This is a genomic window from Janthinobacterium sp. PSPC1-1 (assembly GCF_049897625.1).
In the GTDB taxonomy this organism is placed as follows: Bacteria; Pseudomonadota; Gammaproteobacteria; order Burkholderiales; family Burkholderiaceae_D; genus Janthinobacterium; species Janthinobacterium tructae.
In genome coordinates this window covers 999,046-1,013,605 of record NZ_JAFCWP010000001.1, presented here as the reverse complement: position 1 = coordinate 1,013,605, position 14,560 = coordinate 999,046, and the positions used below count along the sequence as shown (strand labels likewise).

17 protein-coding genes are annotated in these 14,560 nt (G+C 63.3%); 8 read left to right on the top strand and 9 right to left on the bottom strand.

Translation table 11 applies throughout. The features are described from left to right. Window positions 1-61: 61 nt before the first annotated feature. The gene (locus ACP7EG_RS04595) at window positions 62-541 is read left to right on the top strand and encodes a GNAT family N-acetyltransferase (RefSeq protein ID WP_426086613.1); all 480 of its coding nucleotides are present in this window, start codon (window positions 62-64) and stop codon (window positions 539-541) included. 4 nt (window positions 542-545) lie between these two features. Here ACP7EG_RS04595 and ACP7EG_RS04590 read toward each other — a convergent pair whose 3' ends face one another. From ACP7EG_RS04590 to ACP7EG_RS04565, 6 genes are all read right to left on the bottom strand, one after another. After that, entirely contained in the window at window positions 546-719 is a 174-nt protein-coding gene (locus ACP7EG_RS04590; protein WP_426086612.1) for a hypothetical protein, read from the bottom strand. Next, a complete protein-coding gene (locus ACP7EG_RS04585; protein ID WP_426086611.1) occupies window positions 712-1,089 on the bottom strand; it encodes a DUF2750 domain-containing protein in 378 nt (125 codons plus the stop codon). The genes ACP7EG_RS04590 and ACP7EG_RS04585 overlap by 8 nt, the downstream gene beginning before the upstream one ends. Further along, the gene (locus ACP7EG_RS04580; RefSeq protein ID WP_426086610.1) at window positions 1,079-1,360 is read right to left on the bottom strand and encodes a hypothetical protein; all 282 of its coding nucleotides are present in this window, start codon (window positions 1,358-1,360) and stop codon (window positions 1,079-1,081) included. Before ACP7EG_RS04580 ends, ACP7EG_RS04585 begins: the two co-directional genes overlap by 11 nt. A gap of 1 nt (window position 1,361) precedes the next feature. After that, complete coding sequence (locus ACP7EG_RS04575; protein ID WP_426086609.1) at window positions 1,362-1,751, bottom strand: Imm1 family immunity protein; 390 nt, start codon at window positions 1,749-1,751, stop codon at window positions 1,362-1,364. Continuing rightward, window positions 1,748-3,388 carry a SulP family inorganic anion transporter gene (locus ACP7EG_RS04570; RefSeq protein ID WP_426086607.1) on the bottom strand — a complete coding sequence of 547 codons (1,641 nt, stop codon included), beginning with the start codon at window positions 3,386-3,388 and terminating at the stop codon, window positions 1,748-1,750. The genes ACP7EG_RS04575 and ACP7EG_RS04570 overlap by 4 nt, the downstream gene beginning before the upstream one ends. A gap of 66 nt (window positions 3,389-3,454) precedes the next feature. After that, on the bottom strand, window positions 3,455-4,024 hold the full coding sequence (locus tag ACP7EG_RS04565) for a TetR/AcrR family transcriptional regulator (RefSeq protein ID WP_426086606.1): 570 nt from the start codon (window positions 4,022-4,024) through the stop codon (window positions 3,455-3,457). Window positions 4,025-4,151: 127 nt separating this feature from the next. On the opposite strand from ACP7EG_RS04565, the gene ACP7EG_RS04560 reads away from it, so the two are divergent. From ACP7EG_RS04560 to ACP7EG_RS04545, 4 genes are all read left to right on the top strand, one after another. Further along, window positions 4,152-5,129: an SDR family oxidoreductase gene (locus ACP7EG_RS04560; RefSeq protein WP_426086605.1), complete on the top strand. Its 978-nt coding sequence runs from the start codon at window positions 4,152-4,154 to the stop codon at window positions 5,127-5,129. A 3-nt stretch (window positions 5,130-5,132) separates the two neighbouring features. Continuing rightward, a complete protein-coding gene (locus ACP7EG_RS04555) occupies window positions 5,133-6,008 on the top strand; it encodes a Ku protein (protein ID WP_426086604.1) in 876 nt (291 codons plus the stop codon). Between the two features lie 120 nt (window positions 6,009-6,128). Further along, window positions 6,129-8,285 (top strand): PAS domain S-box protein, encoded by a 2,157-nt coding sequence (locus ACP7EG_RS04550; RefSeq protein WP_426086603.1) that lies wholly within the window; start codon window positions 6,129-6,131, stop codon window positions 8,283-8,285. An 11-nt stretch (window positions 8,286-8,296) separates the two neighbouring features. After that, on the top strand, window positions 8,297-8,440 hold the full coding sequence (locus ACP7EG_RS04545; protein WP_426086602.1) for a hypothetical protein: 144 nt from the start codon (window positions 8,297-8,299) through the stop codon (window positions 8,438-8,440). On the opposite strand, the gene ligD is transcribed toward ACP7EG_RS04545, so the two are convergent. After that, entirely contained in the window at window positions 8,424-10,913 is a 2,490-nt protein-coding gene (gene ligD / locus ACP7EG_RS04540; RefSeq protein ID WP_426086601.1) for a DNA ligase D, read from the bottom strand. The two genes, ACP7EG_RS04545 and ligD, sit on opposite strands and share 17 nt — an antisense overlap. 232 nt (window positions 10,914-11,145) lie before the next feature. On the opposite strand from ligD, the gene ACP7EG_RS04535 reads away from it, so the two are divergent. Continuing rightward, window positions 11,146-11,463 (top strand): hypothetical protein, encoded by a 318-nt coding sequence (locus ACP7EG_RS04535; protein WP_426086600.1) that lies wholly within the window; start codon window positions 11,146-11,148, stop codon window positions 11,461-11,463. A gap of 74 nt (window positions 11,464-11,537) precedes the next feature. Here ACP7EG_RS04535 and ACP7EG_RS04530 read toward each other — a convergent pair whose 3' ends face one another. Together ACP7EG_RS04530 and ACP7EG_RS04525 are read right to left on the bottom strand one after the other, a co-directional pair. Then, complete coding sequence (locus ACP7EG_RS04530; RefSeq protein ID WP_426086599.1) at window positions 11,538-12,272, bottom strand: LytR/AlgR family response regulator transcription factor; 735 nt, start codon at window positions 12,270-12,272, stop codon at window positions 11,538-11,540. Next, window positions 12,272-13,567, bottom strand: a complete 1,296-nt coding sequence (locus tag ACP7EG_RS04525) for a sensor histidine kinase (RefSeq protein ID WP_426086598.1) — start codon at window positions 13,565-13,567, stop codon at window positions 12,272-12,274. The genes ACP7EG_RS04530 and ACP7EG_RS04525 overlap by 1 nt, the downstream gene beginning before the upstream one ends. A 253-nt stretch (window positions 13,568-13,820) precedes the next feature. Between ACP7EG_RS04525 and ACP7EG_RS04520 the strand changes: the two genes are divergently transcribed. Beyond that, window positions 13,821-14,162 carry a hypothetical protein gene (locus tag ACP7EG_RS04520; RefSeq protein WP_426086597.1) on the top strand — a complete coding sequence of 114 codons (342 nt, stop codon included), beginning with the start codon at window positions 13,821-13,823 and terminating at the stop codon, window positions 14,160-14,162. A gap of 41 nt (window positions 14,163-14,203) precedes the next feature. Next, window positions 14,204-14,542: a hypothetical protein gene (locus ACP7EG_RS04515; RefSeq protein WP_426086596.1), complete on the top strand. Its 339-nt coding sequence runs from the start codon at window positions 14,204-14,206 to the stop codon at window positions 14,540-14,542. The last annotated feature ends 18 nt before the right edge of the window (window positions 14,543-14,560 follow it).

The window sequence follows — 14,560 nt, the reverse complement described above, 5'->3', positions numbered from 1 at the left end:
AGCTCATGCTGGTGCCATGCCAGCCATTGCGCTAGCATGCGCTTTTGCCCCGAAAGCCGCCATGCTCATCACCCTGCGCCCCGCCCTGCCCCTTGACATCGACGCCCTGTGGGCCCTGCGCACGGTGGCCGTGCGCGTCGGTTGCGCCACGCACTATGCGCCGGAACAAATCGCCGTGTGGACAGCCTCGCCCGTACCGGACTCTTATGCCGCCATGCTGGCTGCCGGTGGCGGCATCGTGGCGATGCAGGACGAGGCCATTGCCGGCTACGCCATGCTCGATGCGGACAAGCAGGAAGTCGATGCCGTATTCGTCGATCCGGCCCGTGCGGGCCTGGGCATCGGCAAGCGGCTGCTGGCGGCGCTGGAGCAGCTGGCGCGCGAGCGCGGCATGGCGCGCCTGCACCTGTCCGCATCGCTCAACGCCGTGCCGTTTTATCGCGCCGCCGGCTTCATCGCCTTGCGCGAGGAAGCGTATGCGCATCCGAGCGGCATCAGCCTGGCCAGCGTGGCGATGGAAAAGGTGCTGGCGGCCGCCTGAGCCGTCAGTCTTCTGTGGCAGCAGCTTCGGACTCGGCCAGACATTGCTGCAGCTTCGCGATCAGCGCGCGCACTTCGTCGTCGCCCAGGTCCAGCGGATCACCGTGCGCGCCGACGGCGATCAGGCAAATGGCCGAGCCGTCGTACCAGGCGTCCAGGCGTTCTTCCTGATTATTCATATTGTCTGGATTCCTCTCGCAGGTAGGCAAGCAGATCGGCAGGCGCCGCGACGCTGGCGCCGTCTTGCGGCACGGGGAACACGAAAGCCAGTTGATCATTGCCCGCCATGCCGGGTAGCCACTTGGTCAGAAAATCATCGAGCGCGATGGCGCGCGGCTGGAAATCCATCCAGTCGCCGCTGGCGCACGCTTGCGCAAAGGCAGCTTCCGGCCAGAACGGGATGGCGACCTTGCCGTAGGCTTGCGCCGTGGCCCAGCCTGCATGGTACAAGCCCCACACTTCTTGCGTATCAGCTACCTTGCGCACAAAATAGGTATGGCGTTCGGCCGTTGGCAGCCCCGCCACCTGCTTGAACTTTTCAGGATGCACGGTTTTCCCCCACCCCGTCCCATACCCGCAGCTGCGGCGTGCACCAGCCCGTCACCATGTCGAGGGCGTCCAGTATCACGTCTTCCAGCGGGCCCTCCTGCGTGGCTGGACGCAGTTCGTGCAGCAAGGCGGCCACCTGCGCCGCCGTCACGCCGCTGGCCTTATAGCGCAGCAAGATGGCACGCAGCGTTAATAAACCTGCCCTGGCGTCCAGCGCGGCGAGCAAGTCCCTGTCGATGTCGGCGAGGATGGTTTGCGTGGTTTGCAGCATATCAATCCGCCTCCCACGCGATGCTGGCCGGCTGCGCGCCGCCTGTCCTGAAAAACGCGACAAAGGCACGCTGGCAATGTTCCACCTCCACGCACCACGCTTCCGGATACTCGTCCACCTGGCCATTCGACAGCAGATAGCTGCAAACGCCGTCTACCTCCTCGTCGCCCAGCGAGTGAAAACTCAGGTCATCCTGCCCCGACAGATACATCAGCCAGGCGTTGCCGCCATTGCGCAGCATGCACAGGGCCGGGCCCTGCTCCGCCTCGGTGGCCAGGGTCAGCCACAGTTCGCACTGCGCCAGCGCGCGCGCGTCGGTCAGCGCCTGTTCCAGCGCAAGGAGGCTATCCATCACATGCGGCTCGCCATGCAGATTCAGTTCCATCCTCATGCATGTTCTCCACTTAAATCAGCCGTCGCCAGCGCCGTGCTCAAGTACAGCTTGCCGCTCAGGTCTTGCAACAGGCTGCTCTGGCGCAGGCGGTCCATCACAGGCCCCTTCACTTCGGCCAGGTTCAGGCTGATGCCGCGCTTGATCAGCGCGCCGTTGAGTTCGATCAAGCCCAGCAAGGCAGTGCTGTCGATCTGGTTGACGGCCGACAGCACCAGCACCAGGTGGCGCGCCGTCGGGTGTCCCCGCAATTCGTCTTCCACGCGCTCGGTGACGGCTTCCACATTGCCGAAAAACAGCCCCGCATCGATGCGCAGCAGCAAGACGTCTGGTAACGTTTGCGCCTCGTAGCGTTCCACGTTGCGGAAGTGCTCGCTATTCGGAATGCGCCCCAGCACGGCGATGTGCGGACGGCTGGCGCGCCAGATCAGGGTGCCCATCGACAGCAGCACGCCGATCACCACGCCCGCTTCCACGCCCAGCACCAGCACGCCGGCCGTCGTCGCCAGCAGGGCCAGTGCATCGCTGCGGTCGTAGCGCCACGACAGTTTCAAGGTATCCCAGTCCAGCAGGCTGGCCACGGCAAAGATGATGGTGGCCGCCAAGACCGGCAGCGGCAGCAGGGCCAGCCAGCCCGTGGGCGCCACCAGCGCCAGCGCCAGCAAGCCCGCCGTGATGATGCTGGCCAGCGGCGTGTTGGCACCCGCCTGGAAATTGACGGCCGAGCGCGAGATGGAACCGGTGACGGGGAAGCCGCCCGACAGTGCGCTGGCCACGTTGGCGGCGCCCAGGCCCAGCAATTCGCGGTTCGTGTGCAATTTTTCACCGCGCTTTTGCGCCAGGGTCTGGGCGGCGGACATGCTCATTAAAAAGATGATGAAGGCGATCAAGAGCGCCGGCGACAGCAAGGTGCGCCAATGGGCGCCAGAGGTGGCCAGGTTCAGGCCCGGCAAGCCGCTGGGCACATGGCCCGTCGTCTGCACGCCCATCGCTTCCAGGCCGCCATAGGCGACAAGCGCGATGCCGGCCAGCACCAGCGCCATCGGCGCCAGGCGCGCACCCACATCGGCCGCCACCGGGTTCAAGCCACAGCGCTGCAGCAGGCGCGACGCGTAGCGCTTGGCCAGCCACAGGAACAGCAGACCGCCCAGCCCGAGGACCAGGCTGGGCGTGTGCCAGTGGGGAATGCTGGCGCCCAGCAAGGGCGTGATCTGGCCCCAGATGATCAGGATGGCCGCGCCATTGCTGAAACCGCTGATCACGGGACGCGACAAAAAGCTGGCCATGAAGCCCAGGCGCAGCACGCCACACAGCAGCAGGACCAGGCCGCTGATGAAGGCCAGCTGGGCGGCCAGGACGATATACAAGGAGGAGCCGGGGTCGGCCAGCGGCGCCAGGGCGGCGGCCGTCATCAGCGAGACGATGGCCATGGGGCCCACCGATTGCGTCATGCTGCTGCCGAACAAGGCGTACAGCACGGGCGGCAAGATGCTGGCATAGATGCCCACCACGGGCGGCAAGCCGGCCACCAGCGCGTAGGCCATGCCCTGCGGCACCATCATCATGGCGACAACGATACCGGCGGTAATGTCTCCGGCCAACAGAGGACGCCGGTATTGCCTGAGCCAGAGCAGCATGAATGATCCCGAAATCTGAAAACCGAAGCCTATCATGCGACGCGGCCGGCTGACAGAGGGATATGTTCAGTCTGGCAGCAATTGCGCCTTCACGGCGTCGAGGATTTCGGCCGACAGGGCCTCGTCATCGACGGAACGGGCCAGCACCATGGCGCCCACCATGGCCGCAAACGTGGAAATGGCCTGCTGGCGCAGCTCTTCCGCTGCGCCGTCGGGCAGCAAGCCTTGCAGCAAGGCGAACTGCTGCTGCGTGGCTTGCGTAAACGCGGGACGCGCGCCGGGCGACATGCGCGCCGCATCGACGCCCATGGCCGCCGCCGGACAGCCGCCGCCGGGCTGGTCGCGGTGCCTGGTGGTCAGATAGTTCTCGATAATGGCCGGCAGCGCCCGCTGCGGGTCGCTGGCGACCTTCGCCCGCCAGCCTTCCAGCGACTTGTTCAAGGCATGCTGGCACGCTTCGATCATCAAGTCTTCCTTGGACGCGAAATGGCCATAGAAGCCGCCATGCGTGAGGCCCGCGTTCTTCATCAGGTCGGCCACGCCGATGCCGTCGTACCCCTTTTCGCGGAACAGTCTGGCCGCCACGTCCACGATGCGCTCGCGGTTCAGCGCCGCCTGCTCCCTGCTCACCTTCATGCTGCTCTCCCACTATGATGTCAATCATCATCTAATCTTACACCCGTTTGCGCCACTCTGTTAGCAAGCGCACCGTTCGATGCCAGTGCCGCGCCGATACTGGAGTTTCGTTTCCACGGAGGCCAGCATGAACGAGAACAAGGACCAGTCCGCCGGTAACTTGCAGCGCGCCATCCAGCAGGAGCAAGATGGCCGCGACGCCGCAGCAGAAAGCAAGCGGGACAGCAAGCCTCCCGTCCAAACGGGCAGTCGCAGCCAGCCGATTCCTCCCCTGCCCGCCCAGCACCTGGCCAAGCCCGGCAGCGAAGCGCAAATGTCATTGAAACCCCGCTTCCTGGCGCCCGACTACTGCGGCAGCGGCAAGCTGGCCGGCATGGTGGCCATCATCACGGGCGGCGATTCGGGCATCGGCCGCGCCGTGGCCGTGCTGTACGCGCGCGAAGGGGCCGATGTCGTCATCATTTACCTGAACGAACACGCGGACGCCAACGAAACGAAGCGCTATGTGGAAGCGGAAGGCCAGAGCTGCCTGTTGATTCCCGGCGACGTGCGCGACCAGGGCTTTTGCCAGCAAGCCGTCAATCAGGTGCTGGAACGGTTCACACACATCGACATACTGGTCAACAACGCCGCCTTCCAGGAACACGCGGAGTCCTTGCTGGACCTGAGCGAGGAGCGCTTCGACCTCACCATGAAAACCAATGTCTACGGTTACTTTCACATGGCCAAGGCCGTGTTGCCCCATCTGCAGCGCGGTGCCTCCATCATCAACACGGGGTCCGTGACGGGTTTGCATGGTTCCAAGCACTTGCTCGATTATTCCACCACCAAGGGCGCCATCCATGCGTTCACCATGGCGCTGGCCGGCAATCTGCTCGACAAGGGCATCCGCGTCAACGCCATCGCACCGGGGCCCGTCTGGACGCCGCTCAACCCGGCCGACAAGACGCCCGAGGACATCGCGAAATTTGGCGCCGACACGGACATGCGCCGCCCGGCCCAGCCCGAGGAATTGTCGCCCGCCTACGTCTTCCTGGCCTCGCCCGCCTGTTCCAGCTACATCACGGGCATCATCCTGCCCATCACCGGCAGCGTGGGGAACTAGGCCATGGCGCGCGCACTATGGAAAGGCGCCATCAGCTTCGGCCTCGTGCACATCCCCGTCGAGCTGATTTCAGCCAGTCTCGACCATGAACTGGATTTATCCATGCTGGACCGGCGCGACTTCGCGCCCATCGGCTACAAGCGCTACAACAAGCGCACGGGCAAGGAAGTCGAGTGGGACGACATCATCAAGGGCTATGAATACAAGACCGATGAGTACGTGGTGCTGTCCGAAGAAGACTTGAAACAGGCGAATGTGAAGTCCACGCAAACCATCGCCATCGACACCTTTGTCGATGCGGTCGAGGTGCCGCTGACCTTTTACGCGCACCCGTATTATTTGCTGCCCGCCAAGGGCGGCGAGAAAGTCTATGCGCTGCTGCGCGAAACCTTGCGCAAGGCTAATAAAGTGGCTATCGCCAGCGTAGTCATGCGCACCAAGCAGCATTTGTGCGCGCTCGTTTGCGTCGGCGACGCCATCGTGCTCAACACCCTGCGCTACGCCGATGAGCTGCGCCCCACGGATGACCTGGACTTGCCCGGCAGTACCCTGAAGGCGGCGGGCATTACCGACAAGGAACTCAAGATGGCCCTGTCACTGGTGGAGGGCATGAGCGAAACGTGGCAACCCGGGCAATACCACGACAGCTACCGCGAAGACGTGCTGGCGCTGGTGAAAAAAAAGATCAAGGCGAAACAGACCAAGACCATCACCCCACCCTCGCCCGCGCCGGAAACAGAGCACGGCAGCAATGTGATCGACCTGGTCGCCCTGCTGCAGCAAAGCCTGGGCAAGAAGGCGCCAGCCGTGCCCGCCCGCAAGCGCGCGGCCTCGTCCGCCTCCCGCAAACCGCCGCCCGCCAGGCGCAAGGCGGCCTGATACTCGTGTCCCGCCCGGGATACTCTTCAATCATAATTTCGTTGACTTTGATCAAGCTTCTCGCTAGCGTATGCACACAGCCTGCCGCCCGGCAAGCTCTGTCATGCGTGCGGGAAAACAATGGATGCCGAGTTAGATCAGCTTATCCTCAGTGGCGCCCCTGGCGGCGTTGTCATCACGAATGAAGAGCATGTCGTCGTGCGCTGGACGATCGGAGCGCAGCGCATCTTCGGCTATGCCAGCGATGAGGCACTGGGCCGCACGCTGTGGGAACTGATCTCGCTGCCGGGACAGGCCGAAGCGGCCCCGCTGATCGACGAGAAACTGGCGCTGCATGGCAGCTATGACCGCGAATCGCTGCGGCGGCGCAAGGATGGCGAACTCATCTACGTCGATGTGGCCTGCCAGGCCGCACGCGCCACGCCGGACGCCCCCTGCTACCTGATTTCCACCATGAAGGACACGACCTTGCTGAAGGCGGCGCGCGACGCCCAGTTTGTCGACGTGCGCTACCGGGTGCTGTTCGAATCGACCCCGGACAGCGTCATCATGGTCAATGCCACCGGCGCCATCGTGCTGGCCAACCAGCAGGCGCAGCGCCTGTTCGGCTATGCGGAAGGCGAATTGAGTGGCAGGCAAATCGATACCCTGTTGCCGCAACGCCTGCGCCACGCGCACGTGGGACACCGCGCACGCTATTTCGACCAGCCCCGTACGCGCACCATGGGCGCCGACCTGGAGTTGCTGGGTTTACGCAAGGACAACGTCGAGTTCCCCGTCGAAATCAGCCTCTCGCCCATCCAGACGGAGATCGGCACCTTCGTCATCAGCGCCATCCGCGACGTCAGCGACCGGCGCCGGGCCGAGCAGAAGTTTCGCGGCTTGCTCGAATCGGCGCCGGACGCCATCGTCATCGTCAATGGCGATGGCGAGATCGTGCTCGTCAACTCGCAAACGGAACGCCTGTTCGGCTATTCGCGCGCGGAGCTGCTGGGACGCAATGTGGAAGTGCTGATCCCGGCCCGCTACGCGCATGACCATCCGCACCACCGGCAAGCCTTTTCCACGGCGCCGCGCGCCCGCTCCATGGGCGCGGGCCTGGAACTGTATGGCTTGCGCCGCGATGGCACCGAGTTTCCCGTCGAAATCAGCCTGTCGCCGCTGGAAACGGACGAAGGCGTGCTGGTGTCGTCAGCCATCCGCGACATCACCGAGCGCAAGCGCATCGAACACACGCTCAATGAACAGAAAATCGAACTGCAGCGGGCCAGCCAGGCAAAGGACCGCTTTCTCACCAGCATGTCGCACGAGTTACGCACGCCACTGAATGCCATCCTCGGCTTTGCCCAGCTGCTGGCCAACGAATCGCTGCCCGCGACGGTGCAGCAAAAACGCGCCTTCGTGCAAAACATCGTCACCTCGGGCCGCCACCTGCTCACCTTGATCAATGAAATCCTCGACCTGGCGAAGATCGAGTCAGGCAGCCTGAGCCTGTCGATCGAGGCGGTGGCGCTGCCCGCGCTGATCGAGGAAGTGCGCGTGATGGTGCAAGAACAGGCGCAGCAGCGCCAGCTCGAAATGGTCTTTTCGGTCTGCGAGCCGCTGACCGTCAAGGCCGACCATACGCGCCTCAAGCAAGTGCTGCTGAACCTGCTGTCGAACGCCATCAAGTACAACCGCCCGGCCGGCAAGGTGGAGCTGGAAATCTCGCAACCCACTGCGCAGCGCGTGCGCATCGCCATCCGCGACACGGGCAAGGGCCTGGACGACGCGCAGATAGCCGAACTGTTCCAGCCGTTTAACCGGCTGGGCCAGGAGGCGGGCAGCGAGGAAGGCACGGGCATCGGCCTGGTCGTCACCAAGCGCCTGATCGAGCTGATGGGCGGCGCCATGGGCGTGCACAGCTGCGTCGGCGTGGGCAGCGTCTTCTGGATCGAACTCGACACCATGGCCGCGCCGCCCGCCAGGATGCCGCTGGACACGGAGGGGCTGGTCGAACCTGCTGGCGACGCTGCCGACGATGCCGGCGGCCAGGCTCTGCTGCTGTACGTGGAAGACAATCCGGCCAGCCTGCGACTGGTGGAAGACATCATCAGCTTCCTGCCCCATCTGCGCATGATCTCGGCCACCGATGCGCGCCATGGCATTGCGCTGGCGCTGGAGCGCCGCCCCGATGTGATCTTGATGGATATCAACCTGCCCGGCATGAATGGCAACCAGGCGCAGCGCATCCTGCGCAACGATCCGCGCACAGCCACATCCCCGTCATCGCGCTGACGGCCAATGCCATGAAGGGCGACATCCACCACGGCCTGGCTGTAGGATTTTTCCGCTACCTGACCAAACCCGTCGAGATTCCCCAGCTCAACGCTGCCATCGACGAAGCCCTGCAACTGGCGCGCGCCAGCCTGCCGCTCAGGCCGGCGCAGTAAAACCCAGTTTCTGCATGGCCTTATCGATGCCCCTGGCGCTGCGCGCATAGCCAGCCCAGGGCGCATTGCCCACGTCGAGGCGGCTGTGGACATTGCCCACGTTCCATTGATCGCCCGCCTTCAGCTTGTCGAGCTCCTCCCATGCCAGCGGCACGGAAATGCCCAGCCTGGAGCGCGTGCGGGCCGACCACGCACACACGGTGGTGGCTCCCCGTCCGTTGCGCAAATAATCGATGAAGATCTTGCCGACGCGGTTGGCGGGACCGCTCTTGACGACAAAACGCGCCGGTATCTGCTGCGCCATATGCGCCACGATGGCTTGCGAAAACGCCTTTACCGTGTCCCAGTCGTATTTCGGGCGGATCGGCACGACCACGTGCAAGCCCTTGCCACCGCTGGTTTTCAGCCAGGCGGGCAGCCCCAGCTCCGTCAGGAAGGCGCGCAGCAGCACGGCCGCTTCGCGGATCGCGGGCCAGGCCACGCCCTTGCCCGGGTCCAGGTCAAACACCAGGCGATTCGGCGTGTCATAGGCGCTGGCCAGCGCGTTTTGCGTGTGAAACTCCACCACATTCCACTGCGCCGCCGACAACAAGCCCTGTACGCTGGCCACTTCCAGCATGGCGGCATGCTCGGGATCGAGGCCGGGATCGAGTTGTTTGACACCGGGCATGGTCGCGGTATCAGCATGCTTCTGGAAAAACAGCTCGCCGCCTACGCCGGCCGGCGCGCGCACCAGCGACACGGGCCGGTCCCGCAAATGCACGAGCATCAGCTTGCCCACCAGCGCGTAATAGCGCACCAGATCGATCTTGCGCGCGCCGCTGTCCTTGTCGATCACCCGGTCCGCATGGCTGACCTTGAAACTGGCCGGCAAGACGCTGTCCGGCGTGGCCTGGTTTTGCATCGTCGTCTCCCTGTCGATCCGCTGTGCCCGCTCACGCACGATGGCGGCCGGTTTTTTATCTTCGCGCAAGCCGTGAAACACGGCATGGCGCACGGCGCCGCCACTGGTCCATTGCGCAAAACTCACTTCTGCCACCAGTTGCGGCTTGACCCAGATGGGCCGGCGCACGCCGCCCGCCTTGCCCGCGAACGCACTGGCATCAACGGCCAGCGCATCGAGGCGGCGCCGCAAGTCGCGCAGGGCCGCATCGTCAAAGCCGCTGCCCACATTGCCCGCGTAGCGCAGCTTGCCCTGCGCATCGTGCACGCCCAGCAGCAGCGACCCGATCCCTTCGCGCGCGCCCTGCGGCGCCGTATAGCCGCCGATGACGAATTCCTGGCGCAGCCCGCATTTAAGCTTGATCCAGTCGCCGGAACGCCGCGTGACGTAGGGCGAGCCGCGCCGCTTGCCAATCACCCCTTCCAGTCCCAGGCGGCAAGCATGGGCCAGCAACCGCTGCGGCGCAGCATCGAGCGCCACACTGAAACGCACCAGCGGCGAGGCGGGCAATTGTTCCAGCAACCCCTGCAGCAGAGCCCTGCGCGCCTCGACAGGCTGGCCCCGCACATCGTGTCCATCGAAATATGCCACATCGAACAGGTAATACACGATGGCGCTGGTCGCTTCCGCATCGAACGCGCGCTGCAAGGCGCCGAAATCCGGGTGACCGCTGGCGTCGTTGACGACGATTTCACCGTCATACCAGCCTGGCGGCAAGCCCAGCTGTTCCAGCGCCTGCCGCAGCTTCGGCAGTTTGGCCGTCCAGTCATTGCCATTGCGCGTCATCAGGCTGACCTGTTCGCCATCGCAACGCGCAAGGATGCGGTAGCCGTCGAATTTCGCCTCGAAAATCCAGTCTTGCGCATCTGGCGGCGGCGTATCGACGAGGGTGGCCAGTTGGGGCGACAGGGTAGCGGGTAAATCGGCATCCGGCGGCGCGGCAGCCACCTTGCGCTTGGGCAGGGCCTTGTTCTTGACGCTGTCGGGGAACTCGTCGACGACAGAAAATTCCAGTGCCGGCCGGGCATATCCGTCTTTTTCCTTGATCAGCAGCCAGGCTGGCTGCTTTTCGCTGCGCTTGTCTCCTTTACCCTTCATGCGCACCAGCACCCACTTGCCCTGCATCTTGTGGCCATGCAGGGTGAATTTCAGTTCGCCGGCCGCCAGCGCGGCGCGCGCGTCCGGCGTGGCCGCCTGCGCTTGCCATGTGCCCTTGTCCCAGATGATGACCTTGCCCGCGCCATACTGTTTTTCCGGGATCGTGCCTTCAAAACTGGCGTAAGCGAGGGGATGGTCTTCCACCTGCACCGCCATGCGCTTGTCGCGCGGGTCGTAGCTGGGTCCTTTCGGCACGGCCCAGCTTTTCAGCGTGCCATCGAGTTCCAGGCGAAAATCATAGTGCAAACGGCTGGCCCAATGCTTCTGGATGACGAAGGTGTGCACCTCGCCCGCAACCTCGCCGCCACCTGCCGGCTCGGGCGTGACGGCGAAATTGCGCTTGGCTTGATAGGTTTTCAGGGCGGCTTTCATGGCGGACCCATGCGGTGAGGATGGCATCCAGTCTAGGCTGCCGCTTGGCGTAGCGCGGTACGCCAGCTAACAGAGTACCTCGACGCGCGCAGCCATGCGGCAAGGCGGTCACACGGCAAGTGTAAGTATTTGTAATGGCGTGTCAACGCAATTGCCGCACGGCGCGTTTTTGGCTCAGTGACAGGGGAAATGCATCTCCTGAACTACAACCCACTTCTCGAGGAACTGCACCATGAAAAAAGTAATTGCTACTCTGATCGCCGGCTTGTTCGCTACCGCAGCCTTTGCTCAAACCCCAGCACCAGCAGCGCCGGCCAAGGCCGAAGCCAAGCACACCAAGGAAGTGGCCAAAGCAGAAGCAAAAGAAACCAAGGCCGTCGTGAAAGCCGATGCGAAAGAAGCCGTCGTGAAAGCCGATGCGAAAGCCGATGTCGCCAGCGCCAAGGCCGATGCCAGCGCCACCAAGGCCAAAGCCCATCACAAAGCGAAAAAAGCCAAGGCCAAGGCTGACGAAGCCAAAACTGAAGCGACCGCAGCAGCAGCCAAATAATCAGTTCCGCGCGTTTTCCGCGTCACTCAAAAAGACAGCTTCGGCTGTCTTTTTGTGCATGGACAGCGCTGTCGCTACATCTGCCGGAACTGGCGCGCAAACGCTTCACTGACAGAGAGTGAGCCATGTCCGCCCTTCAGACGGATATACATCGCCGTACCATCTTTGTCGATGCGTTCGATCGCATGCAGGTTGACGATGCTGCTGCGATGGATCTGCACAAACTGCGCCGGGTCCAGTTGCTCCAGCAATTCCTTCAGGCTCAGACGGATCAAGCTTGCGCCGCCAGCGCTGGCCACGCGCGTGTATTTTCCTTCGGATTGGAAAAAATCGATCTCGCTCACCAGCAGCAGGCGCAAGGTATTGCCAGCCGACGCCTTGATCCATTTCAGGTAGGACGGTGGCGGCGCAAACACTTGCTGCCACACGGCGGCCGCCGGCGGCGCTGCTGCCGCGCCGCGCGCCTGCAAGCGCCGTATCATCTGCAGCAGCCGCGCCGTCGCCAGCGGTTTAACCAGATAATCAACTGCCCCCGCATCGAACGCCGACAGCGCGTATTCCGCATACGCGGTAACAAAAACCACCTGGCAGCCGGCAGGCAGATGCTGTGCCACCTCCAGGCCATTCAAGCCTGGCATCTGTATATCGAGAAAAACGATGTCCGGCTGCTGCTCCGTGATCAAGGCCAGGGCCGCGATACCGTCGCCTGCCTCGCCCACAATCTGCAAGGATGGCCACAGCAACTGCAACTGGTCGCGCAGCTCCGCGCGCAGCAGCGGCTCATCTTCAACGATCAAGGCGCGCGACATCAGATAGCTCCTGACGAAACCGGCAAGCGCACGATGGCCGTCACTCCGCGCGGCTGTGCCTGCAGCACCTGCAGCGTGGCCGCATCGCCATACAATAATGCCAACCGGGCGTGGATATTCGACAGCCCTACTCCATGGCCATGTCCCGTGCTACCACCCAGACCAGCGCCGTCATCGTGGACAGTCACTTCCAGCGTGCCACTTTGCAGCACGGCGCCAATACGCAGCGAACCTGGATGCGGCAATCCCTGCAATCCATGCCGCAGCGCATTCTCCACCAGCGAAATGAGCATGGCCGGCGGCATCGGCAAGGCGCGCAGACCTTCCGGCACGTCGATGAAAAAGCGCAGACGCTGGCCCATGCGTATCTGCATGAGCGACAGGTAGGCGCGCGCCAAATCGATTTCGCGACCCAGGGTCGACGATATCGAGCGCATGTCGGGCAAGGCATTCTGCAGATAGGCAATCAGATGGTCGAGCATCTCCAGTGCCGCGGACGTGTCCGTGCGCATCAGGTATTTCAAATTGGCCAGGGTATTGAACAGGAAATGCGGCTCCACTTGTGCCTGCAGGGCAGACAGGCGTGCCTGCAAAGCTTCGCGTTCGGCCGCCTGTTCGCGCAACACGGCATCCTGAGCACGCCAACGCCGCGCAAGGCTGGCTTGCAATTGTGTTGTTACCGCTTCCACGGCGCGCAATGCGCTACCGGTCTGCATGCACAGGCATTGCGCACTCAGGATGCGCCGCACGCGGATGCGCACGCCTTGCCCTTCTTCGGCACATAGGCGCACCTCCGTGGCGCCGAAAATAAAAAATGGGCGCGATCGTCCCAGCACGATGATGCGTTTGAACGGATCATGAGCAAAGGCCGGCGGCCCCGCCAGACCCAGCGCCTGGCCCGTGGCCAAACCGGAAAGCGCTTCCGCGCACAGGTCGAAACTGGTAAAGATATCGAAGGGCGAGGCCAGCTCGCGCGAGACGCGGGCCGAGATCAGCTCCTCGCTGAGGGTAACGCCTTCTTCGCTGAACTTGCGCAACTGCTGAAGCACCATGGAGCGGGCGCCGATCGCAGGTAACAGCAGCATGTAAACACCACTCACCAGTTGCACCCAGCTGACCGTTCCGCCTTTCGGCAAGTACATCAACAACAGCATCATCATCACCATTACTGGCGCCAGCGGCAACAGTATTGCGCCGTAAAAACGCAGCAGGGTCTGCCGCATGTACAGGCGTACCAGGCGCGGATCGTGGCGTATGGGCGGCGCGGCAAAGGAAGGAAAAGAAGGCTCGGACATGGCAGGCGTTTGAGTGAATTTATCGTTATTCTAGCGCCCATCTCCCGGCACCAGGGAGGCATGCGACGGGCGGGGGCCGGTACGGCATGAAGTCCCCTCTACGGAGCATCAGTGCCACCTGCATGGATCGGAGTGTAAGCGATTGTAAGGTCCGTCAACGCAAGCGTTCGGGGGCGCGTTTTATGCTCAGTGACACGGGAATCATCCCGGCACCAACAGACATACCAGACAAACCACCACTGAGGACTGCACCATGAAAAAAGCAATTATTACCCTGATCGCCGGCCTGTTCGCTACCGCAGCCTTCGCCCAAACCCCTGCCACCCCGGCAGCGCCTGCCAAAGTGGAAGCGGCCCACACCAAGGCTGTCGTGAAAGCCGACGCCAAGGAAGCGCAAGCCGTCGTGAAAGCGGATGCCAAAGAAGCGAAAGCCGTCGTCGCCGCGAAAACGGAAGTGGCCAGCGCCAAAACGGAAGCAGTCACCACGAAAGCCAAGGCACACCACAAGGCCAAGCACACCAAGGCCAAGGCCGATGAAAAACTGGCTTCGGCCACCGCTGCAGCACCTGCTCCAGCACCAGCAGCAGCCAAGTAATCCTCGACGCACCATCACTTACCACTTGCCAGGAAAATAAAATGAAAAAAGTTATCGCCACCCTCGTCGCCAGCCTGTTCGCTACCGCAGCCTTCGCTCAAACCCCTGCCGCCCCGGCAGCGTCGGCTCCGGCCAAGGCGGAAGCGGCACACACGAAAGCCGTGGTCAAGGCAGAAGCCAAGGAAACCAAGGCTGTCGTGAAAGCCGACGCGAAAGAAGCGGTTGTCGCCGCCGATGCGAAAGCCGACGTCGCCAGCGCCAAGGCCGATGCCAAAGCCAGCAAGGCCAAGGCCCATCACAAGGCCAGCAAAGCCAAAGTGAAAGCGGATGCAGCGAAAGCGGCAGAAACCGTTCCGGCAACGCCAGCACCAGCGAAGTAATCGCGAACACAGCCACGG

Coding starts and splice junctions, on each gene's coding strand:
- ACP7EG_RS04535 (WP_426086600.1), top strand. CDS start 11,146: ATGAAAAAAGTAATTGCTACTCTGATCGCCGGCTTGTTCGCTACCGCA.
- ACP7EG_RS04520 (WP_426086597.1), top strand. CDS start 13,821: ATGAAAAAAGCAATTATTACCCTGATCGCCGGCCTGTTCGCTACCGCA.
- ACP7EG_RS04530 (WP_426086599.1), bottom strand. CDS start 12,272: ATGTCGCGCGCCTTGATCGTTGAAGATGAGCCGCTGCTGCGCGCGGAG.
- ACP7EG_RS04590 (WP_426086612.1), bottom strand. CDS start 719: ATGAATAATCAGGAAGAACGCCTGGACGCCTGGTACGACGGCTCGGCC.
- ACP7EG_RS04515 (WP_426086596.1), top strand. CDS start 14,204: ATGAAAAAAGTTATCGCCACCCTCGTCGCCAGCCTGTTCGCTACCGCA.
- ACP7EG_RS04575 (WP_426086609.1), bottom strand. CDS start 1,751: ATGAGGATGGAACTGAATCTGCATGGCGAGCCGCATGTGATGGATAGC.
- ACP7EG_RS04550 (WP_426086603.1), top strand. CDS start 6,129: ATGGATGCCGAGTTAGATCAGCTTATCCTCAGTGGCGCCCCTGGCGGC.
- ACP7EG_RS04580 (WP_426086610.1), bottom strand. CDS start 1,360: ATGCTGCAAACCACGCAAACCATCCTCGCCGACATCGACAGGGACTTG.
- ACP7EG_RS04545 (WP_426086602.1), top strand. CDS start 8,297: ATGAAGGGCGACATCCACCACGGCCTGGCTGTAGGATTTTTCCGCTAC.
- ACP7EG_RS04595 (WP_426086613.1), top strand. CDS start 62: ATGCTCATCACCCTGCGCCCCGCCCTGCCCCTTGACATCGACGCCCTG.
- ACP7EG_RS04555 (WP_426086604.1), top strand. CDS start 5,133: ATGGCGCGCGCACTATGGAAAGGCGCCATCAGCTTCGGCCTCGTGCAC.
- ACP7EG_RS04560 (WP_426086605.1), top strand. CDS start 4,152: ATGAACGAGAACAAGGACCAGTCCGCCGGTAACTTGCAGCGCGCCATC.
- ACP7EG_RS04570 (WP_426086607.1), bottom strand. CDS start 3,388: ATGCTGCTCTGGCTCAGGCAATACCGGCGTCCTCTGTTGGCCGGAGAC.
- ACP7EG_RS04565 (WP_426086606.1), bottom strand. CDS start 4,024: ATGAAGGTGAGCAGGGAGCAGGCGGCGCTGAACCGCGAGCGCATCGTG.
- ligD (WP_426086601.1), bottom strand. CDS start 10,913: ATGAAAGCCGCCCTGAAAACCTATCAAGCCAAGCGCAATTTCGCCGTC.
- ACP7EG_RS04525 (WP_426086598.1), bottom strand. CDS start 13,567: ATGTCCGAGCCTTCTTTTCCTTCCTTTGCCGCGCCGCCCATACGCCAC.